We start from the raw sequence: 20394 nt of genomic DNA on the forward strand, positions 1-20394 counted from the left end.
ATTAATTGCCCTCAGACTAGAATCGATGCTCCACAAACAAAGCCTGCCGGGAGCAGGGTATATATAAGTCTGCGAAGGTGGACTTTGTTTGTGCGGTTGCGATTAGGAACATTGCCTGGTATTTTTGCTCTCATTGAGATGCGCCCGAAGCTATTAATTCAAAACTCATAACTCCTAATCTTTAAATCACCGTTCCATCGGCAATCACGGCATTTTTCAGCACTACAACAATACCGCTGCGGATGTAGAAACCTTCGTCTTCACGGTTGGATTCTTCCACGCGGTCTTTATTGATAATTTGGACATTGCAACCAATGTGAGCGTTTTTGTCAATAATGGCGCGGCGAATTGTTGTTCCTGCACCGATACCCAGGGGAACCTTCCCATCTTGAGAGTTAGAGTGTCGTTCAGCGAAGGGTTGATAGTAGTCTGCACCCATTACCAGAGTGTCTTCGATTAGACAACCGGATTCTATACGCGATCGCACTCCCAATACCGAATGCTGGATCCGGCATTCTTTTAGGATGCAGCCTTCCCCAATAATCGATTCTGTTATCTGGCAATCTAGCAGCTTACTGGGGGGTAAATAACGAGCGCGAGTATAAATCGGGGCGTTTTCATCATAAAAGCTGAAAGGAGGCTCCGGTTGCCGGGTCAGCGCCAAATTAGAGTCATAAAACGCCTCTATGGTTCCAATATCTTCCCAGTAATCATCAAACAAGTAAGCTTGAACGTTGAAATCGTTCGCCGAAGCTGGGATGATTTCCTTACCAAAATCGGTTCTATCGAGGTTAGTTTGCAGTAGGTGCATCAGCACCTCTTTTTTAAAGACATAAATCCCCATTGAGGCAATAAAGGGATTTTTCTTTGCTTGTTCTGGATCTAAACCCAGGGTAGTCGTATCGACTTCCATACTCCGCAACGCATCGCCTTTCGGCTTTTCACTGAAGTCAATCACCCGCCCGGTGTCATCAATTTTCATCAAGCCAAAATCCGATGCCCGACGCTCATCCATCGGCACAACGGAGAGGGTAATATCAGCATTGGTATCGCGGTGGCGTTGCACGAACTGGCGATAGTCCATCCGGTAGAGATGATCTCCCGACAAAATCAGGTATTCATCAACGTCCCACTCGTCCAACAGCCAGAGATACTGGCGGACAGCATCGGCGGTGCCTTGAAACCAGTTGGGGTTTTCCGGAGTTTGCTGGGCGGCTAGCACCTCAACAAATCCCTCTGTGAACCCAGAAAAGCTATAGGCGCGGGTGATATGCCGATTGAGTGAAGCTGAGTTGAATTGAGTTAGGACGTAAATTTTGAAAATTTCTGAATTTATGCAATTACTGACTGGGATATCGATCAAGCGATATTTTCCTGCCAGGGGTACAGCTGGTTTAGCCCGCATCTTAGTTAACGGGTAAAGACGGGTGCCTGCGCCGCCACCGAGAATAATAGCTAATACTTTTTTCACGCTTTAAGCCTCCCGACTGCCAATGAACTTCCAAGACCAGTGTCGGACTGTGTGGGGAAGTTTGCAAGGGGGGGGACTGGGGATTGGCGATTGGGGAATGGGGATTGGGGACTGGGAGAGTTATGAGTTATGAATTAGTTACTCTTGGTCTGATAACTTTTTCCTATAGCCAACACCTAGTCCCTAGTCCCCAGTCACTTAACTTTTCCCTATACCCAACACCTAGTCCCCAGTCCCCATTTCCCAGTCCCCAATCTAAATTTGCAGTGCCATTTCCATTAAAATTTTCTGGGCGCTTTGCTCTTTTTCCTTGCCGTTGGGGTGGCGTTGGACGTATTTGCCATCAGGCTGTAAATCCCAGGCTTGACGGTTGTCTGCCAGCATGATGCCGAGTATTTCTTGCAGGTCGTTGGAGATGTCTGGGTCTTCTATGGGAGCGATCGCTTCCACTCGTCGATCTAGGTTGCGGGACATCCAGTCAGCGCTCCCTATATACACTTCTGGTTTACCGTGATTGTGAAAGTAATAAATCCGGGAATGTTCTAAAAAGCGCCCGACAACGCTAACCACCCGGATGTTTTCACTCACCCCTTCCAGGCCGGGACGCAGACAGCAAATTCCCCGCACAATCAGATCGATTTGCACTCCAGCGATGCTTGCTTGGTACAGGGTGGCAATAATTTGCGGGTCTGTGAGGGAGTTCATTTTGGCGACAATGCGACCGCTTTTACCATCCCTACAGTGTTCCATCTCGCGGCGGATCAAGGCGACAAAGCGATCGCGACAGTTGACTGGGGACACCAACAGCTTCCGATAAGAACGCTGTCGCGAGTAACCAGTCAAGTAATTAAACAAATCTGTCAAATCCGCCCCCAAGTCTTCGCGGCAGCTTAACAGCCCCAAATCTGTGTAAATTCGCGCCGTTTTCGCGTTATAGTTCCCCGTACCAATGTGGACGTAGCGGCGAATCCGGTCTTCCTCGCGGCGCACTACCAGCACTACCTTCGTGTGAGTCTTCAAACCCACCAAGCCATAGACTACATGGACTCCAGCTTGTTCTAACTTCCGCGCCCAGTTGATATTATTCTCTTCATCAAAACGGGCTTTGAGTTCCACCAGCACCGCTACTTGTTTTCCCTTTTCCGCTGCTGTAATCAGCGCCTGAAGAATTGGCGAGTCGCCAGTAGTGCGATACAGCGTCATTTTAATCGCCAACACGTTCGGATCGTGTGCCGCTTGGGTAATGAATCGCTGCACCGTCCCTCCAAACGAGTAATAAGGATGGTGAACCATCAAATCTGCATTACGAATTACAGAAAAAAAATCTTCTTTCTCATCCGAACCCTCTTCATTGAGGCGTCGCAGGCGTGGCGGTACAACTGGAGTCCACGCAGGATCTTTGAGTTCCGGGATTGGCAATGCCATAAACGACATCAAATCTGCCTGTCCCAGCACTCCTTCCACCTCGTAGACATCTTTTTCCGAAAGTCCCATTTCCCGAATCAGCATTCCTCGCACTGCTTCAGGCATGGAAGCTAAAATTTCCATCCGCACCACATCACCCCCAACCCGGCGTTTCCGCAGTTCCTGTTCAATCGCCAGTAGCAGGTCATCGGCTTCGTCTTCTTCCACGTCGATATCTGCATTGCGGGTGATGCGGAATGGGTGATATTCCTGAATATTCATCCCCGGAAACAGAGATTCTAAATTATGGGCGATTACCTGTTCTAACGGTATGCCAGTCCAAATGTGTCGCTGATTTTCGATGATAGATGACCGACTGCCAACTCCAGCTTCTTTTGGCAAGGGTACAAACCTGGGTAAGGTGTTCGGGACTTTGACTCTGGCAAACAATTCTTCGCCAGTGTCCGGGTCTTTCACCACTACGGCGAGATTGAGGCTAAGGTTGGAAATATAGGGGAAGGGATGGCTGGGGTCAACAGCTAGCGGAGTCAGAACTGGGAAGATTTGCTCCTCAAAATACTTTTGCAGGTAAATTCGCTGTTCCTGGTTCAAATCCACGTAGTCTAGAAGATGAATGCCCTCTGCCGCCATCAAGGGCCGCAATACTTGTTCAAAGTGTTGATGCTGTAGTGCTACTGGGGAGCGGGTCTTAATGCTAATCAGTTCTAACTGTTCAGTGGGTGTCCGACCATCGGGGGGCAGTTTGCTTACTTTCGCTTCTTCCTGTTGCTTCAGCGCCGCGACGCGCACCATGAAGTATTCATCCAGGTTAGAACAGAAAATGGCTATAAATTTTAGGCGTTCTAATAGGGGTGTCCGGGGGTCGATGGCTTCATTCAACACCCGATTGTTAAACTCTAACCAGCTGAGTTCCCGGCTGAAATAATATTGTGGATCGTTGAGATTAATTTCTTGTGTAGTTTTTTTTGATTTCGGCATAATCTTAAGGGACACAAAGGGATGACTATTCCATCAATGATGGATTTATACTATCTTGAGATATAAGAGCCAGAAACTATCTGACGGTAGGTGAAAGCCGTGTGGAGATAAAAGGAGCGATCGCTACGCCTTTGTTTCGCCTTAGACTTCACCAGCGCTGGTCGCCAAGCCTATTCCCATCGGACGATAGCCATGCGATAAGCTTTTTTCAACCAAATACCTCATCTTCCCTTCCCCGCCACCACTCACCCAAATTCATTAAATCCTGATAAATATCTGCTAATTCTTTGGCATATTCCTGTGGAGAAATCGTCGGGCGACGTTCTTGGAGTTTCTTTAGGCGCAATTGCACTAATAGCCAAGGCTTGGAAATGCTATCTGTTGCTTCGAGGTATTGCGCTAGCTCTTTACTATCCATGATTTAGCTGGTAGGAATTTTACTTTCTTTAAACTTATATCTTGCACCTGAAAAAGTGAATGTCAATTCCATGAATAAGTGTGAAACTAGGTAGCCTCAGCCAGTTTCTGTCCTGAATTTATAGCGGTTTTCAATTGCGTGTAATACGAATGTTCGTAGGGACACGGCAATGTCGTGTCCCTACAGTGTCATCTAGGCAACTGAGAATTGCTATAAACCGTTTCTGCTAGTTGATTATTTAGGGCATCGAAATCAATTTCGTATCTTTGAAACAGGTCACTCAGAGTAGTCCTGTCTGTTTCTGCGAGACGGACTAAACCCCACAACAGATGTTCAGTCCCAATAGACTTATTACCCTGAAGCCGAACGACTTGCAAGGCAAGCTCTAGAACAAACTTACTCTGTGGGCTAAATCTTGGATTCTCATGGGATTCAAAAGAATTTTCATGTGTGTCGATGTCCGCTTGGCAGCCATTGGCTCGAAGTAAACTAGCACTTGTGGTGGTTGGATCAGCCAGCAAGCCAGCAAGCAGATGTTCTGGCTCGACTTGTGATTTCTGCGAATGTGTTGCCTCATTTCGTGCGAACTTAATCGCGTTGATTGCCTTTTCAGTAAACCTCTCGAAACCAAACTCGAAACCAAAATAATTTTTGAATCGCTCAACAAGTGTTTGCATAGAATTTTTTACTTTATAGATGAAAACGTCTTCAAGTGCAACGTTGAACAGACTAGCAATTTTAAAAGCCATATCTAGGCTGGGGTCAAACTTGCCAGATTCAAAACCATTGACAGCCTGACGACTGACTCCTAATTGCCTAGCAAGGTCAGATTGTGACCACTGGTGCAGTTGTCGAAGTTCTTTCAGTCGGTTTTTCATGGCTTTGTCTGTTCTCCGTCAAGTATTACTTTACATACTCACCCGCCTTTTTGTCAAGTATAGCTTGACAAAGCTGATTTATAGTAACGTTTAAGGTAGTATGAAATCCGCTCCAAGCGGCATAACAACCCAGTTGAAGCAGCCTGGCAAAGTTAGTCAGTATTGTGGGAAAGGTTATCGGTAGGGACAGCAGTTCAGAGGTTATGTATGCAAGCAATCTCAACTTGCTGTTTACGTAATATCACGCTTAAATATAGTTTTTTGAATTACTTTCGCTTCCCGCAAGGTATTTTCCGCATCTGCTGTTACTTTCTTACACCACTTATTTGGGTATTAGTGGTTTATCCTAATAGGTGCAAAATATCACTTAAAGATCCAGGCCGCCAAAGTTTACAGATAATCATAAAAAAAACAGCCACTACTAAAAACGTGGCTGTTTTCAAGACGATTAAATTTGACGTAGCTTAAACATCAGCAGTTATTTAAGCAGCAGCCGATAAATTTTGGGCAACAAAGTCCCAGTTGATCAAGTGGTCAACAAAGTTCTGCATGAAGTTTGGACGGCTATTCTGGTAATCCAGATAGTAGGCGTGTTCCCAAACATCCATCGTCAGTAAGGGAGTTTGTCCGTAGGCAATTGGGTTTTCAGCGTTCGGAGACTTGGCTACTTTCAGGGTGTCGCCATCCTTGATCAGCCAAGCCCATCCGCTACCAAACTGGGTGCCTCCGGCGGTTTTGAACTCTTCTTTGAATTTGTCGAGGCTACCGAAGCTGGCGTTAATCTTTTCCGCTAGTTCGCCACTAGGATTGCCGCCTCCATTTGGTTTGATGCCATTCCAATAGAAGGTATGATTCCACACCTGAGCAGCGTTGTTGAATACAGCAGCTTTGTCTGAAGCTTTGTAGGTTGCCTTGATGATTTCTTCAAGCGACTTGTCGGCTAGTTCCGTGTCCTTAACCAGGTTGTTGAGAGTGTTCACGTAAGCAGCGTGATGCTTGCCGTAATGGAACTCAAGTGTCCGCGCCGACATACCAGACGACTCTAAAGCGTCTTGATCGTAAGGTAAAGGGGGTAGTTCAAATGCCATTGTGTTCAATCCTCTGCTAACTGCTTTCTAGCTTAAAACTAATGAAGAAGTTTTTTTCTTCTTAAGCATATAAGTCTCGCCAGATCCAGGTTGCGATCGCTAGCGATATAAAACTTAACCACTGGATTGTACCTTAAAAGTCAAGAGACAGCCAAAATCAACGCTTTTTGCTAATTTAGAAGGGTCTAACCACTAATTTCTCCCGATTGCATCTATCCAAAGGGATAATTAATGGTGGCTCAAAACTTCTTTAACAATTTCGATTGCCCCTGCTGGAGTATTGGCAATCAAAATAGAGTCTTCAGACAAGCTTTGGAAAAAAACTTTACTTTCTGAATGATTGGTTAACAAAATAACTTTTTTATGATTCTTCAAAGCCAGGGCAATTTCCGAAGCCGTTCCCGCACCCATGCCACAGGCAATCACAACGTTAGAGGAGAGGACATTAATATTATTTCTCGCATTTCCCATATCGGTAACAATCGCAATATCTACGGCATCAGAAACAGCGCTGGTATCGTTAGTAGGAAGAATGCCAATCGTTAAACCATTGCCAGCTTTTGCACCTTTACTCGCCGCATCCATCACACCCACATTTCTACCGCCAGTCAGCAATATCCATCCCGATTGGGCGATGAGTTTGCCTAGTTTGTAGGCATTTTGTAAGTCGGTTTCGGTGGCGTTGGCACCTGGCCCCATAACGCCAATGATGATTTTTCTCATAAGAAAATTATTGAAATTTTTAACCCTTTAGTTAGCAGAAGAAATCTGCCCGTCCTTCAGATCCCCGACTTCTTAGAGAAGTTGGGGATCTCGCCTTCTTTAGGACTGCTATAGGCAAAGTTATAATCCCGATTGCGATCGCAATCGGATTTTAAAAACACTCATAAGCTATCAGCTAAGAGATCCGGCAATCATCCCGGCGAGTACAATAAAGCCAATCCAAACATTTTGGCGGAAAGTTTCCCCGTAAACAGGTGTGGGGACATCTTTTTGGCTAATTCGGGCATATTGCCAAATCCAAGCTAAAGTAGCCACAGCCAAGGCTAACCAGAAACTCAGATGTAGTTGCATCTCGATCCCTAGCCATTCTAGTAAGATTGCGGTGCCAACAAAGAAAACCCCCACAGCTTCGGCGGCGTATTTACCAAAGAACAAAGCGCTGGAGTTAATGCCAATTTTGCGATCGTCTTCCTTGTCGCTCATGGCGTAAACTGTGTCAAATCCCAGTGTCCAAAGTACCGTCGCCCCCCATAAAATCCAGGTGGGTTCTTCTAGCTTGGCAGTTACAGCAGTCCAACTGATCAGAACGCCAAAACCCCAGGCGATGGAAAGTATCAGCTGTGGTACTGGGAAGACGCGCTTGGCTAAGGGGTAGCATACGATAACCGGAACTGCGGCGACGCACAGCCAGAAAGTTAGCGGGTTGAGGTAAAAGGCGAGAACAGCAGCGCAACTCATCGCTATCAAGGCGACGACGATACCAGTTGTTACTGACAAGGCGCGAGAAGCGAGGGGACGCGATCGCGTTCTTTCTACTTGTGGATCGATATCCCGATCCCACAAATCGTTAATAACGCATCCAGCAGCGCTTGTCGCAAGAGTACCCAACACCACCACGCCAACCAACGGTAACGGTGGCGTTCCCCCTGCTGCCAAAAATACAGCCCAAAGGGCGGGAATCATCAAAATTAATCGTCCTTCCGGCTTATCCCACCTCAAAAGCCGGATGATAGTTAGCCATATTCGTTCAGATTGGGGTTCTTGTTGGGTCAGCATGATCTATGAAATTTTTAATCCTTAAGTTTCAATCCCTAATAGGGATTTTAAAGCTGACCTTGCCAAACCCCGTATAAATTCTACAAAGAATCATCAATTTGCTAATAATTCCTATAGATATATGCGATTAATCGTGTCTTTATCCCCTATAGAATATGCTTATTCATCAAGTCTCGGCTGGGTTTAGAACCCTAGATACGTTGCGATGGTTAATTCATTTATCGCCACCAAAGATAATTCTGTGAATATTCCCTTTCCTACGATGAATCAAGATCGGATTCTTGCTGCTATTGACTTGGGTACAAATTCCCTACACATGGTGGTAGTGCGAATTCAACCTAGTCTGCCTGCTTTTAGTATTATTGCCAGAGAAAAAGATACGGTGCGACTGGGCGATCGCGATCAAAAGACGGGCGATCTGACACCGGAAGCGATGGATCGCGCGATCGCTGCTTTACGCCGCTTCCAGGGAGTTGCTAAAAGTTTGAACGCCGAACATACTATCGCCGTTGCAACTAGCGCTGTGCGCGAAGCCCCCAACGGTCGAGACTTTCTCAAACACGTAGAATCAGAGTTAGGCTTATTTGTCAACCTAATCTCTGGTCAAGAGGAAGCCCGACGAATTTACCTGGGCGTACTTTCGGGGATGGAATTCAACAACCAGCCCCACATTATTATTGACATTGGCGGCGGTTCCACTGAGTTAATTTTAGGGGATAGTCACGACGCGCGAAGTCTCAGCAGCACCAAAGTCGGTGCGGTGCGCCTTACAAGAGAACTTGTCACCACCGATCCGATCAGCAATGCCGAATTTTATTACCTGCAAGCCTACGTGCGGGGACAGCTAGAACGACCCGTGGAAGAGTTGCAGGCTTACTTGCAGCCGGGGGAATTACTGCGTTTAGTGGGAACAGCTGGCACCATAGAGACTTTAGCAACAATGCAGGCGCGAGAACAGATGGGAATGGTGCCAACGCCCCTAACTGGCTACCAGCTGAGTCTGAAATACCTGCGGGATTTAGTTAATCGTCTGCGGAAGATGAACAACGCCGAACGCGCCGCAATTCCGGGAATGAGCGATCGCCGCTCAGAAATCATTGTTGCAGGTGCAATAATTTTACAAGAAGCGATGACGCTGCTGCGCCAAGAAACGCTTACGGTTTGCGAACGAAGTCTTCGGGAAGGTGTCATCGTAGACTGGATGCTTACCCACGGTTTAATTGAAGACAAACTGCGCTACCAAAGTTCAGTGCGTCAACGCAGCGTCATCAAAATTGCCCAAAAATATCAAGTCAACTTAGAATACTCTCAGCGAGTAGCAGAATTTGCCCTCAGTTTGTTTGACCAAACCAAGGAACATCTCCACAGTTGGGGTCTAGAAGAAAGGGAACTGCTTTGGGCTGCCGCAATTTTACACAACTGCGGACACCATGTGAGTCATTCTTCTCACCACAAACACTCGTATTACTTAATTCGCAACGGCGACCTTTTAGGCTATACAGAAGCTGAAATTGAAGTTATCGCCAACATCGCCCGCTATCACCGCAAAAATCCTCCTAAGAAAAAGCACGAAAACTATCAAAATCTTCCCAGCAAAAAGCATCGCCAGATGGTGACTCAACTCAGTGCATTGCTGAGACTAGCAGTTGCTCTTGACCGCAGACAAATTGGTGCTATTGAGCGGTTGCAGTGTGAATATCGCCCGGAACAAGAACTACACTTGCACCTTTTTCCAGCTCATTTAGAAGATGACTGTGCTTTAGAACTCTGGAGTTTAGATTACAAAAAAGACGTGTTTGAAGGGGAGTTTAATGTTAAATTAGTAGCTACTTTAGAGCCTGCTGCTGTTGCGGCGGTCTAGGCTTGTTGCGAATTTAATGTAAGCATTTTTCAAAAACCAGTTTTATTTTATAAAACTGGTTTTTGAGTTGTTACGATAATAAAAAAGAGGTAAATTTCTCGTTAATAATGTCAAGTAAAGTTACATCCTCCAAATTATGAACTTCTTAAAATCCACAGGGGTTTTTTATTCTGCCAGTATTCTTCCGCAGAACGTAAAATTTCCCGTGTTATTTGCTGCTAGCAAGGGCCAGCTTGTCTGAATATATCCGGTCTGTCATAAAATCAGAGATATCTCTTCGTCTAAGGCATCCCAATTAGCCCCAAAGTAGATGATAAATTTCATCGCTTCAGCAACTTTTCTTAAAAAGGTTTCTTCACTTTAAATTTTTTGACCCCATAAGCTACAGCGCAAGGAGTGAGGCGAAATCCTTAGGCGTTAGCAATAATGACGGGTTACTTGCCCTCTACCACGGCAATATAAGAATTTGTCGTACCAAAACTAATCTCAACTAATTTTGCCATGATGCTCAACTCCATCTAAGGGTGGGAGGAGCTTATCAGTAGCTAAAATGATAGTGGCTTCCGTTATGCGCTAGAGTCAGTTTTGATTCCTGTACTCTTAAATTATTAATTCCCGCGTAAATTTTGGTAACGATAGAAGGCGTAGGTGTCGAACATCGCGCCCACAATACTGAAAGTGAAGCCGATGGTCAAAATGCCCTCTAGAGGACAGCCATTGCCGAAGACAGCGAGAAATTGTAAAATCTGCGCCTGGGTGAACTGAGCGATCGCTTCGACTAAAGGAATGTAACTTAGCAGAGACAAACTTGCCAATACCCCGCCAAAAAGGACTATAGGGGCGGCAAAGCTAAGAAGACTCGCCAGAATCAGGGAACGGAAGAAATTAGGCAAAATGCTCATAAGGACGTTACTGCGAAGGAACTGACCGAGAAGGCTTAAGGCAACAGTGCTTGTTTATCTCTATATACAATAGGTGCGATCGCTCAATCTGCACCGATATGTCAGAAATCTTAAATAAACCTTAAAAATCTTGGTTAAAGTCCGTAAATGTATCTCATAATTTCTGGGGATTGGGGGCTGGGGACTGGCGGCTGGGGATTAGGGATTGGGGAATTGGGGCTTTTTGCCTTTTTACTTTTGCGTAAGCGCTTTTTTAGGTGGTGCATCAGTTATGCTTTACGCAGTGGTTGAAGCGAGCATTAGCATCATTGAGCGAGACTACGCAAACGAACAGCTTAGGGGTGTGGGGTCAGCGGTTGCTGGCGGCGATTTTCCTGGGGGGACAGGTGATAGTTCACCTACTGACTCGGAAAATCCATCGGCGCAACACCCTCGACCAAATGGCAGCAGTTGGCCCTGAATCTTTGCTAATTGCGCTGATAACTGCCGCTTTTGTCGGCATGGTGTTTACAATTCAGGTGGCAAGAGAGTTTATTAATCTGGGTGCTGGAAGGGCTGTGGGAGGCGTATTGGCGCTTTCTTTGACCCGCGAACTGGCACCCGTACTGACTGCGGTGGTTTTGGCTGGGCGAGTTGGATCAGCCTTCGCTGCGGAAATTGGCACTATGCGCGTCACCGAACAAATCGACGCGCTATATATGCTAAAAACCGACCCGATAGATTACCTGGTGATTCCCCGCGCGATCGCATGCTGCTTGATGCTGCCAGTTTTAACAGTTCTTTCTATCATCACCGGGATGGCTGGGGGAATGCTAGTTGCCACAAATTTATACCATCTTTCCGAAACCGTATTTCTAGATTCTGCCCGGAATTTCCTTCAAGTCTGGGATTTGTGTAGTGCGGCGATTAAAGCATTTTGTTTTGGGGGGCTAATTGCCACAATCGGTTGCAGTTGGGGCTTAACCACCACCGGAGGAGCAAAAGGCGTTGGTCAATCTACCACAACAGCTGTTGTCACAGCTTTACTTGCCATCTTTATTTCTAACTTTTTCTTGACTTGGGTGATGTTTCAGGGAACTGGCAGTGCCGTACTCCGGGGGGCCTGAGGTTAAGAACCTTTAAAATAAAAAATAGAGTGACGATTTTTTACAAAACGGGGTTTATGCCTGTGACTACTGCTGCGTCTTCTTCTTTACCGTCACAAACTATTGAACTGTCACCTAGTTACACACTACCTTTGGGATTGTTAGTAGTTGCGGTTCCATTATTGCTCTTTTCACCTTGGCTGGCAAGCGCGATCGCTATTTTCGGGTTGTTCCTGCTGTTTCAGGCGGCAACAATCCGCTTGCAATTCACCCCAACAGCATTAGATGTTTATCGCTCTGATAAAATGATTCGGCGCTTTCCTTACCAGGAATGGCAAAATTGGAAGATTTTTTGGACACCAGTGCCAATTCTGTTTTACTTCAAAGAAGTTAACAGCATCCACTTTTTGCCGATGTTGTTTGATCCCAAGATGCTAAGGACTTGCCTGGAAGAACGCTGTCCCATTAGGAATTAGTTATTAGGAATTAGTTATTAGTTATTGGTGCTGGTAACTAGAAACTAATGACTATTTACTAAAGGCTAATGAATTTAGTCATTAGTCTTTGGCGCTGCCAATTAGGGACTAATGACTAAAAACTAACCAGTAGAAGCTAAAAACTAAGGATTACCGACTACGGACTACGGACTAATGAATTCAGACGAAATCCATACCCAAGAAGATCAAGAGCCAACTGTTAAGCCATTGGATAATTTAGACTCGGAAACAGAAACGGTTGTTGAAGTACCCGAAGAGGACAATGTAGAATTACAAACGGCAACTATTGTTGAAGCATCCGATGACAATTTAGAGGAACAAACGGTAATTGTTGTTGAAGTATCCGGCGAGAATTTAGAGCCGGAAATGGCAACCGTTGCGCCCACAACCTCCGATGTAGAGAACTCTATAGCAGAGTTAGAGCAACGAGTAGCCGAGCTACAACGCCAAGAACAGTTTTTGATACAGGAAATTGCCGCTCAAAAAGCTGCTCACAATAAAATGCTGCAAGAGCAGGTAGTACAAACTCAAACGGTAATGAATCGCTTAATGCAAGAGTCTTTAGGCGAACTGGAGCAACGCAAACAAACCCTACAAATTGCCGTGGAACAACTGGAACGACGGCGCGATCGCATCCGTGAGGAAATGCGAAGAACTTTTGCTGGCACTTCTCAAGAACTAGCGATTAGAGTGCAAGGCTTTAAAGATTATCTCGTCGGTAGCTTACAGGATTTAGTGCTGGCGGCTGAAGAATTGCAATTACAGAAAGAATCGGAAACGCCAAAGCCAGTTGTTGAAGAGTCAAAAGCGGCTGTTGCACCGCCGACAAATCCTAAATTTACGGAACAGGGTTTTCAATCGACATCGAAACAAATTCGCAGTATTTTAGACCAGTATCGGACGCGACCAGACTATTATGGACCTCCGTGGCAATTGCGCCGGACTTTTGAACCAGTTCATGCGGAACGAGTTGCTAACTGGTTTTTCACTCAGGGGGGACGAGGAGCGCTGCGGACGATGGGAAGCCGCTTGCAAAATATTCTGGTCGCCTCGGCGGTGACTTCTGTGCTAAATACGCTGTATGGCGATCGCGTCCGCGCTTTAATTCTTGCTAACTCTCCCGAACGCCTGGGAGAATGGCGGCGGGGTTTGCAGGACTGTCTGGGCATTTCCCGCGCTGATTTTGGCCCAGAGCGAGGGATTGTTCTATTTGAGGCGGCAGAAGCCCTTGTACAAAAGGCAGATCGACTGGTTAAGGAACGGCAGATGCCTTTGATTATCATTGATGAGACAGAAGACTTGATCAATCTGTCGCTGCTGCAATTTCCTCTGTGGTTAGCTTTTGCGCCCGATCCTCAACAGATGTCCCCTGATATGAGATATTAACAATCGAGCTACAGGTAAGAGGCACGCTTGCGATGATGCTACAGTACGCTGTCAGTGGAGGATTGTTAATAGCAGCCTATCTACTAGGCTCGCTTCCTACGGGTTATTTGGCGGGACGCTGGCTTAAAGGGATTGATATTCGAGAACAGGGATCGGGTTCGACTGGTGCTACCAATGTGCTGAGGACTTTGGGCAAAGGCCCAGCAGCGATGGTGTTACTGATTGATATGTTGAAGGGGATAGGCGCGATCGCTCTGGTTTACGCTTTGTATACCTTTGCTCCCACGCCTCTTTTACCTGCCACCTGGGAACCTTGGCTAGTCGCTGGTACCGCCTTAGGCGCACTCTTGGGTCACAGCAAATCTATCTGGCTTTCCTTCAGGGGTGGAAAATCAGTTGCCACTAGCATTGGCGTTTTATTAGCCATGTCGGTGCCAGTAGCATTAGGCACTGTGGCGGTATTTGGCGTATTTCTTGCCTTCTCTCGAATAGTTTCCCTCAGTTCCATTGCCGGAGCGATCGCAGTTACTCTGCTGATGATTCTCCTGAAACAGCCCTTACCCTACCTGCTATTTGCGATCGCTGGCGGGATATACGTTATCTGGCTACACAGGGGCAACATTGAACGCCTACTTGCCGGAACCGAACCTCAATTAGGGCAAAAGTTACAGCAAGAGTAGGAATTGCTAATTTGAGGAAGCCACAGCCATGAATACATCTCGGTTAATGTTGTGATGCAAATTTAATCCCCCCAACCCCTTAAAAAAGAGAGTTGAGCAGGGTGGTTTCATACAACCCTTAGAAAATATCGAAAATTGCAACATTTTGCAGGGGCATGGCATTGCCATGCCCCTACCACCAAGCAAAATCAACGTTACAAAATTTTCTTTTAATAAATGAAACCACCCTGCTAAAAAAGGAGAGTTGAGGGTATCAAGCCTTATCGCTTGACGTATTGCCATATACTCCTCTTTTACTATTAGCCATTAGCCATTGCGACTATTTTCCCAACTCCTGCGATCGCCGGGAAGCTGCCACAACTGCTTCAATCAAAGCTGAACGGAAACCCGAACGCTCTAACTGTGCGATCCCAGCAATAGTAGTACCGCCGGGACTGGTAACGCGGTCTTTCAACTCGGCGGGATGTAGCCCGGATTCGTGCAAAAGTTGGGCTGTACCCAGTACAGTTTGGAGAGCTAACGAAGACGCGATCGCTCTTGGCAACCCAGCAGCGACGCCCCCATCCGTAAGAGCTTCCACCATAATTGCCACATAGCCGGGCCCTGAACCAGAAAGCCCAGTCACCGCATCCATTAAGGATTCTGGCACCTCCACCACTTCCCCTACCGCCTGGAAGATAGCTTTTGCCTCTTCCAGGTGGTGATTAGTGGCGTGTTTGCCGCGTGCTAAAGCAGTCATTCCCGCCCCCACCGTCGCCGGAGTATTCGGCATGGCGCGCATCGCCCCTGAAAGCGAGAAAGCCGCTTCTAACTGGCTCAAAGAAACACCCGCCATAATTGAAATCACCAACGGCGGTGATTCGGCACGCTCGTCATCCGCCAAGTCTGCCACCACCGCCTCAAACACCTGCGGTTTAACCGCCAACAACAGCACATTACTTGCTGCTGCTACCGCCCGATTGTCTGCCGTCACCTGTACGCCGTACTGCTGCGCCAAAAAATCGCGCCGATGTAGTTGCGGGTCACTCACCAAAATCTCCTCAGCCGGATAAATCTGCTGAGCTATCAGGCGAGATAACAGAGCTTCTCCCATTACCCCGCCGCCAATCATGCCAAACTTGATGGACAACCTTGCCCCCATCACTTAAATTAATTTTGAATTTTGAATTTTGAATTCATAACTCAAAACTCATAACATTTACTGCGCCATCCGCGTCTGTTCTGCTGACCAAGCTGGAGCGGGAGCTGCGGGACGAGAAATGCGGACTTGCGGTTGGGGAGCTTCGTGAACTACGCCCGTCTGGGTACTTACCTGAACACAGCTTGGTGTAAACAGAAAAATACTTTCCCCAATTCGCTCTTGATGTCCATCAATGGCGTAGGTGCCTCCAGCAACAAAATCCACAGCTCGTTGCGCCTGATCTGGATCCATAATCGTCAGGTTTAACACAACTGACTTCCGCTCCCGCAAAGCTTGTATCGCCTGGGGCATTTCTTCAAAAGAACGCGGTTCCATCACTACCACTTCAGAAATGCCATTTACGGCTCCGGGCATCCCAATCACATTATTCATTGTTGACCCCATTTCTACTTCTCGTACAACAGCTCTTGTATCCCGTGTCCGACGACTCTGGCGGCGTTCTTCCTCTGGTGTTTGCTGAGGATGCTGTTCCTGATAGATGTTTTGGTACTCTTCGCCGTCTGGTTCTTCGTACTCATCGTACTCATAACTGGCAGGCTCGTTGAGTCCCACGAAATCTCGCAGTTTGGAAAAAATATTATTCACAGTTCACGCTCCATCACAACTTCAGGTTTACTCTGGGGATTATTTTACATAGCACCCTTGAGACAGAAGTCTTGGTTAAAGAAACGACAATAACAATCATATAGTCGTGTTGGCAATATAATAGCTGATGTCTTATCCCTTACCCTACCCTTATCTTCAGAATTCTTGTCTTCTTCAGGCGTGGAAAGGCTTCTCAAGGATTCCGTTGGCCAAAAATAATTCTCCCCAAACGCACCATCGTCGCCCCAGCTTCCACAGCTAGAGGGTAATCATCTGACATCCCCATCGATAGCTGCTGCATTTGAATATTTGACCAGTTTTGTTGCCCGATTTTATCAGCTAATTCGCTGGTACTCTCAAATACTGAGCGAATTTCTGGCGGCTTTAGTGCGAAAGGCGGAATTGTCATCAAACCTTGAATTTGCAGATTGTAGCACTGATTTAGGGCTGGTAAATCGGCAAGCAGTTCCGGAACACTCCAGCCATACTTGTTGGGATCAGGCAGAATTTTGACTTGCAGGCAGACTTGTGGCGACAAGGACAGCTCGTTAGCCAGTTGATTGAGTCGCTGGGCTAATTTTAAGCTATCCACGGAGTGAATCCACTGAAATAACTCTAGGGCTTTTCGGGCTTTATTGCTCTGGAGATGTCCTATTAGATGCCACGTGATGTCTGGTAAGTCTTGGAGTTCGGCTTGTTTGAGTTCGGCTTCTGGTGTGCGACTTTCGCCAAAATCTCTTACTCCAGCAGCATAAGCTTCCCGCATGGCATCTACCGACACTTGTTTAGTGACGGCGATCAGGCGAACAGATTCTGGTAATTGTTGACGAATCTTGACAATTCGTTGCGCTAAGTCTCCGGTCATTAGACCTATCTTCAAAAGGGACTAGGGGTTAAAAAACGCTTTCATGTTCAAAATGAATTTTTCACTTTTTGCATGAAAGCCTTTTTAAAGTGCATGGGGATCGTACTTAAACATCGGCAGGGCAGCTTTAGGAGATAAAATTAAAAATGTATAATTATAAATCAAAAAAGTTTATTTTTAATTTTAATTGTTAATTTTTAATTTTATATCTTAGCAAAATGTTTGCTTGTGAATAACCTGAAGCTTATCGTACTCCTGTAATTGACTGCTGCGACGGAGCATCCGCATACGGTTTTCTACCATAAGACGAGCATCGTTGCGACCAATTGGTTCAAATTTAATTCCCGTGGGTGTGGTGTTGACCAAAAAAAATAGACGCTGTGCATACAGGGTGGTGAATAGTTCCTGGTTGTCTTCCAGTAAACAGACTCTGTAAAGTAGACCAAATGTTGGGTGATTCAGATAGGTTTCGGTACTCATTAACATTCACATAAGGAATACCCATCCCTAGCTTGGGGATTGGGAAGAGTCAAAGAGTGGAGATGGCAGTTTGACTCGCGCCAGCCCCCCTCTTTTTATACTCAGGGAGTTGATTCCGTTTAAAACTATGCAGATGATAGCTTGATTTGGAGCCACTGGGATGAAGTGGTAGTTGTCATATTTGTGTTATCTGTCGGTAGTTGTTTTTCCAGCGATCGCTGACAGACAGGATCTCCGTCCTATCCTACCCACTGATATTAAAACTGTTCAGTGCTGCCAGCAGAGCTTGAGCTTTGTATAAAGACTCATGCCATTCTCGCTCAGGATCGCTATCCGCAACGATCCCTGCCCCAACTTGCCCGTAAACAACAGCTTTATTGTCGCGCTGGGTATAAAGGAGGGTGCGGATCAAAATATTTAAGTCTACGTGTCCCCGCCAATCAAGATAACCACAGGAACCGTAGAACAAGCTGCGACGCACGGGTTCAAGTTCTTCAATGATTTCCATACACCGGACTTTGGGGCAACCTGTGATGGTGCCTCCGGGGAAGAGGGCGCGAATTAAGTCAACAGTATCGTAGTTTGGGCTAATCGTGCCGATAACGTTGCTGACGAGGTGCATAACATGGCTGTACCGCTCTATAGTGAAAAGTTCATTGACTTTTACAGAACCCCACTGACAAACGCGCCCCAGGTCGTTACGCTCTAGATCCACCAGCATGATGTGTTCAGCTCTTTCTTTGGCGTTGGCGATCAAGTCACGAGCTAGTTGTTCGTCGAGGGTTGGGGTGGTGCCGCGCGATCGCGTCCCGGCAATTGGTCGCGTCTGCGCTTCTCGCTCCCAGAGTTGTACCAATCGTTCTGGAGAACAGCTAATTACCGCTCCCCAAGGCGTCTGCCAATAGCTAGCGAAGGGGGAAGGATTAATGTGCTGCAACGCCTGATAAATATCCCACGGGCGGGCATTGGTGGGCTGCTCAAATCGGAGGGAAAGATTTGCCTGAAAGATATCTCCAGCCTGGATATACTTTTTGGCTTGGCGCACAGCGTCTTCGTAATCAGTTTGGGATGAAAAGAGATGGACGTGAGGGGGCTGGGGATTGGGGATTGGGGATTGGGGATTGGGGAATTTTCCTTCCCTGTTTTCCCAGCTTTTCTGTTCTAGCTGGCTTTGCCACAAGTCGAGTTCCGAGGGGTCGCTAGCTGCTAACCAAAGGGTTTGTTCCCAGTGGTCGAGAACGGCGAAAGACGCTGGTTCATACCAATAAGCGACTGGGAACGGCAACGGGTCGGTTTTGAGATTGGGTAATTGCTCAATCTCCCAAGCGAGGTCATAACCTAACCACCCCAGCCAGCCACCAGTAAAAGGAAGGGCTTCGGCTGAGGTGGGGCCTGCTTTCCCTGATTGTTGCAGCTTCCGGCGTAGGAAGGGGAGAATTTTGCCTATAGGTGGTGTCCACATCTGAGGTTGTCCATCCACAATTCGGGGGACACCAGCACAGATGGAATATCGAGTTAAGGAGTTTTTAGTTTGGTTGGAGCTTTCAGTATAGGGACTTTCTAGAAGGGTAGCAATTTGAGAATCCAGAAATAATGCAGCGAATACTATTGATCCAGTTCGATGTTGTAGAGGAAGCGATCGCCAGTACCAAGGTTGCATCTTTAGTCATTAGCCATTATCTAGGAGTAGGAGGCGAGGAGTTATTAATTCAAAACTCATAACTTATGTTTCCCATCCCCAAATCAGCCGCGCTCCCCATAGTACAACCAAACTCACCAACGCCACCAGATCGCCCCTCTTGAGGCGCAGCTGGTGCCACTGAACGCGATGCCGATCGGGACTGGTGAAGCCGCGTACGTTCATGGCACTGGCGATTTGATCGGCTCGTAGGAGGAGATTTTCCAGTAGTCGTTCGGCTACCAGCAACCAGACTTGCAGACTTCTGCGGAGACCTAACTTTTTCCAGTTTATCGCCCGCGTCCGCACGGAACGAATTAAATTTTGTATTTCTTCTAAAACTAGGGGAATGAAGCGTAGGGAAAGGGTTAAGGTGAGGGCAATTTCTGTTACGGGCAGTTTGAAGCGCCGCAGAGGTCGCATTAAGCTTTCCATACCAGCAGTAATTTCTTCTGGTGCGGTTGTGAGCAAAAAGAGGTTGGTGCTGTAAATCAGGATGAACAGTAAGGTGCTGACGCTTATTGCTAGATCCAGGGACTTGCGAGTAATTTTAATCGGCCCTTGGTGAAACAGGATGTAGCGGTAGTTTTTGGAGTTTTTTGCTTGGGACTGTAAGGGCGAAGCATTCTGGTTATTCTTTGTCGGCTGTTGTCCAGATTGCTCACCTGAAGGCTTCGCCTCTACTGTAAAGGCTATTTCATCTGATGGAAGGCGACGCTGATAGTCAGATGCTAATGCGTCGGGGGCGATCGCGCTCAGGATGAAGACAAAAAAACTTACCATTAATAGCCAACCCATTTGCTGTCGCCAAACGCGCAAGGGGATAGCCGCACTGAAAGTAATAATAATTAGTATGAGTACTAAGCCTATACGCCAGTAGGGATTTGCTAGGACTGGCGCTATGAGAAAGCTCATCAACCAAGCTATTTTCACCCGTGGGTCAAGGTTATGCAGCCAGGTAATCGGTTGTTCAAGGTACAGTCCCAGTGGCAGACTTCGCAGTAAATCCATATTCCGATTTTAGATTTTAGATTTTAGATTTTAGCTTTTAGATTTTAGATTCTCTTCCCAGTCCAAAATCTTTGCATCCAAAATCAGGCGCTGTTTTGGGAAGAACGGGAGGTTGGAGGAAGAACC

Annotated in this window: 19 protein-coding genes; 5 read left to right on the forward strand and 14 right to left on the reverse strand. The window is 46.7% G+C overall.

All coding sequences use genetic code 11. The annotated features are described in order from the left end of the window. Window positions 1–181: 181 nt before the first annotated feature. The 7 genes from H6F63_RS05165 to H6F63_RS05195 all read right to left on the reverse strand — a co-directional run bounded on the left by H6F63_RS05165 (window position 182) and on the right by H6F63_RS05195 (window position 8037). Window positions 182–1471 carry a glucose-1-phosphate adenylyltransferase gene (locus tag H6F63_RS05165; RefSeq protein WP_190635438.1) on the reverse strand — a complete coding sequence of 430 codons (1290 nt, stop codon included), beginning with the start codon at window positions 1469–1471 and terminating at the stop codon, window positions 182–184. A gap of 255 nt (window positions 1472–1726) precedes the next feature. Beyond that, the gene (gene ppk1, locus H6F63_RS05170) at window positions 1727–3874 is read right to left on the reverse strand and encodes a polyphosphate kinase 1 (RefSeq protein ID WP_190635439.1); all 2148 of its coding nucleotides are present in this window, start codon (window positions 3872–3874) and stop codon (window positions 1727–1729) included. A gap of 208 nt (window positions 3875–4082) precedes the next feature. After that, the gene (locus H6F63_RS05175; protein ID WP_190635440.1) at window positions 4083–4292 is read right to left on the reverse strand and encodes a hypothetical protein; all 210 of its coding nucleotides are present in this window, start codon (window positions 4290–4292) and stop codon (window positions 4083–4085) included. Between the two features lie 188 nt (window positions 4293–4480). Beyond that, a complete protein-coding gene (locus H6F63_RS05180; protein ID WP_190635442.1) occupies window positions 4481–5170 on the reverse strand; it encodes a helix-turn-helix transcriptional regulator in 690 nt (229 codons plus the stop codon). A gap of 482 nt (window positions 5171–5652) precedes the next feature. Then, window positions 5653–6258 (reverse strand): superoxide dismutase, encoded by a 606-nt coding sequence (locus H6F63_RS05185; protein ID WP_190635444.1) that lies wholly within the window; start codon window positions 6256–6258, stop codon window positions 5653–5655. 228 nt (window positions 6259–6486) lie between these two features. After that, window positions 6487–6981, reverse strand: a complete 495-nt coding sequence (locus H6F63_RS05190; RefSeq protein ID WP_190635447.1) for a TIGR00725 family protein — start codon at window positions 6979–6981, stop codon at window positions 6487–6489. 171 nt (window positions 6982–7152) lie between these two features. After that, window positions 7153–8037: a 4-hydroxybenzoate solanesyltransferase gene (locus tag H6F63_RS05195; protein ID WP_190635449.1), complete on the reverse strand. Its 885-nt coding sequence runs from the start codon at window positions 8035–8037 to the stop codon at window positions 7153–7155. A 205-nt stretch (window positions 8038–8242) separates the two neighbouring features. On the opposite strand from H6F63_RS05195, the gene H6F63_RS05200 reads away from it, so the two are divergent. After that, on the forward strand, window positions 8243–9898 hold the full coding sequence (locus tag H6F63_RS05200) for a Ppx/GppA phosphatase family protein (RefSeq protein ID WP_190443195.1): 1656 nt from the start codon (window positions 8243–8245) through the stop codon (window positions 9896–9898). A 608-nt stretch (window positions 9899–10506) separates the two neighbouring features. On the opposite strand, the gene H6F63_RS05210 is transcribed toward H6F63_RS05200, so the two are convergent. Continuing rightward, entirely contained in the window at window positions 10507–10800 is a 294-nt protein-coding gene (locus H6F63_RS05210) for a hypothetical protein (protein WP_190420515.1), read from the reverse strand. Window positions 10801–11108: 308 nt separating this feature from the next. Between H6F63_RS05210 and H6F63_RS05215 the strand changes: the two genes are divergently transcribed. The 4 genes from H6F63_RS05215 to plsY all read left to right on the forward strand — a co-directional run bounded on the left by H6F63_RS05215 (window position 11109) and on the right by plsY (window position 14448). Beyond that, the gene (locus H6F63_RS05215) at window positions 11109–11906 is read left to right on the forward strand and encodes an MlaE family lipid ABC transporter permease subunit (protein ID WP_190420514.1); all 798 of its coding nucleotides are present in this window, start codon (window positions 11109–11111) and stop codon (window positions 11904–11906) included. 56 nt (window positions 11907–11962) lie between these two features. Beyond that, window positions 11963–12361, forward strand: a complete 399-nt coding sequence (locus tag H6F63_RS05220) for a DUF3119 family protein (protein ID WP_190635451.1) — start codon at window positions 11963–11965, stop codon at window positions 12359–12361. A 174-nt stretch (window positions 12362–12535) separates the two neighbouring features. Beyond that, a complete protein-coding gene (locus H6F63_RS05225) occupies window positions 12536–13768 on the forward strand; it encodes a DUF3086 domain-containing protein (protein WP_190635453.1) in 1233 nt (410 codons plus the stop codon). Between the two features lie 32 nt (window positions 13769–13800). Further along, window positions 13801–14448 carry a glycerol-3-phosphate 1-O-acyltransferase PlsY gene (plsY, locus tag H6F63_RS05230; RefSeq protein ID WP_190635455.1) on the forward strand — a complete coding sequence of 216 codons (648 nt, stop codon included), beginning with the start codon at window positions 13801–13803 and terminating at the stop codon, window positions 14446–14448. Window positions 14449–14767: 319 nt separating this feature from the next. Here the strand turns inward: plsY and proC are convergent, their stop codons facing one another. The 6 genes from proC to H6F63_RS05260 form a co-directional block, all read right to left on the reverse strand. Then, the gene (proC, locus tag H6F63_RS05235) at window positions 14768–15577 is read right to left on the reverse strand and encodes a pyrroline-5-carboxylate reductase (RefSeq protein WP_190635611.1); all 810 of its coding nucleotides are present in this window, start codon (window positions 15575–15577) and stop codon (window positions 14768–14770) included. A 69-nt stretch (window positions 15578–15646) separates the two neighbouring features. Next, window positions 15647–16234 carry a cell division protein SepF gene (locus H6F63_RS05240; RefSeq protein ID WP_190420506.1) on the reverse strand — a complete coding sequence of 196 codons (588 nt, stop codon included), beginning with the start codon at window positions 16232–16234 and terminating at the stop codon, window positions 15647–15649. A gap of 193 nt (window positions 16235–16427) precedes the next feature. Then, window positions 16428–17099 (reverse strand): YggS family pyridoxal phosphate-dependent enzyme, encoded by a 672-nt coding sequence (locus H6F63_RS05245; protein WP_190635457.1) that lies wholly within the window; start codon window positions 17097–17099, stop codon window positions 16428–16430. A 210-nt stretch (window positions 17100–17309) separates the two neighbouring features. After that, complete coding sequence (pipX, locus tag H6F63_RS05250) at window positions 17310–17579, reverse strand: transcriptional coactivator PipX (RefSeq protein ID WP_190420502.1); 270 nt, start codon at window positions 17577–17579, stop codon at window positions 17310–17312. A 244-nt stretch (window positions 17580–17823) separates the two neighbouring features. After that, window positions 17824–19239: an anthranilate synthase component I gene (locus H6F63_RS05255; protein WP_190635459.1), complete on the reverse strand. Its 1416-nt coding sequence runs from the start codon at window positions 19237–19239 to the stop codon at window positions 17824–17826. A gap of 63 nt (window positions 19240–19302) precedes the next feature. Further along, window positions 19303–20268, reverse strand: a complete 966-nt coding sequence (locus H6F63_RS05260; RefSeq protein WP_190635461.1) for a CbiQ family ECF transporter T component — start codon at window positions 20266–20268, stop codon at window positions 19303–19305. Window positions 20269–20394: the final 126 nt, after the last annotated feature.

Origin of the sequence: Trichocoleus sp. FACHB-40 (assembly GCF_014695915.1) — a bacterium.
Taxonomy (GTDB): domain Bacteria; phylum Cyanobacteriota; class Cyanobacteriia; order Cyanobacteriales; family FACHB-T130; genus Funiculus; species Funiculus sociatus.

Bases quoted from the DNA above. Each gene is read 5' to 3' on its own strand.
- ppk1 (WP_190635439.1), bottom strand. From the start codon at position 3,874: ATGCCGAAATCAAAAAAAACTACACAAGAAATTAATCTCAACGATCCA.
- H6F63_RS05175 (WP_190635440.1), bottom strand. From the start codon at position 4,292: ATGGATAGTAAAGAGCTAGCGCAATACCTCGAAGCAACAGATAGCATT.
- H6F63_RS05180 (WP_190635442.1), bottom strand. From the start codon at position 5,170: ATGAAAAACCGACTGAAAGAACTTCGACAACTGCACCAGTGGTCACAA.
- H6F63_RS05185 (WP_190635444.1), bottom strand. From the start codon at position 6,258: ATGGCATTTGAACTACCCCCTTTACCTTACGATCAAGACGCTTTAGAG.
- H6F63_RS05190 (WP_190635447.1), bottom strand. From the start codon at position 6,981: ATGAGAAAAATCATCATTGGCGTTATGGGGCCAGGTGCCAACGCCACC.
- H6F63_RS05195 (WP_190635449.1), bottom strand. From the start codon at position 8,037: ATGCTGACCCAACAAGAACCCCAATCTGAACGAATATGGCTAACTATC.
- H6F63_RS05200 (WP_190443195.1), top strand. From the start codon at position 8,243: ATGGTTAATTCATTTATCGCCACCAAAGATAATTCTGTGAATATTCCC.
- H6F63_RS05210 (WP_190420515.1), bottom strand. From the start codon at position 10,800: ATGAGCATTTTGCCTAATTTCTTCCGTTCCCTGATTCTGGCGAGTCTT.
- H6F63_RS05220 (WP_190635451.1), top strand. From the start codon at position 11,963: ATGCCTGTGACTACTGCTGCGTCTTCTTCTTTACCGTCACAAACTATT.
- H6F63_RS05225 (WP_190635453.1), top strand. From the start codon at position 12,536: ATGAATTCAGACGAAATCCATACCCAAGAAGATCAAGAGCCAACTGTT.
- plsY (WP_190635455.1), top strand. From the start codon at position 13,801: ATGATGCTACAGTACGCTGTCAGTGGAGGATTGTTAATAGCAGCCTAT.
- H6F63_RS05245 (WP_190635457.1), bottom strand. From the start codon at position 17,099: ATGACCGGAGACTTAGCGCAACGAATTGTCAAGATTCGTCAACAATTA.
- pipX (WP_190420502.1), bottom strand. From the start codon at position 17,579: ATGAGTACCGAAACCTATCTGAATCACCCAACATTTGGTCTACTTTAC.
- H6F63_RS05255 (WP_190635459.1), bottom strand. From the start codon at position 19,239: ATGCAACCTTGGTACTGGCGATCGCTTCCTCTACAACATCGAACTGGA.
- H6F63_RS05260 (WP_190635461.1), bottom strand. From the start codon at position 20,268: ATGGATTTACTGCGAAGTCTGCCACTGGGACTGTACCTTGAACAACCG.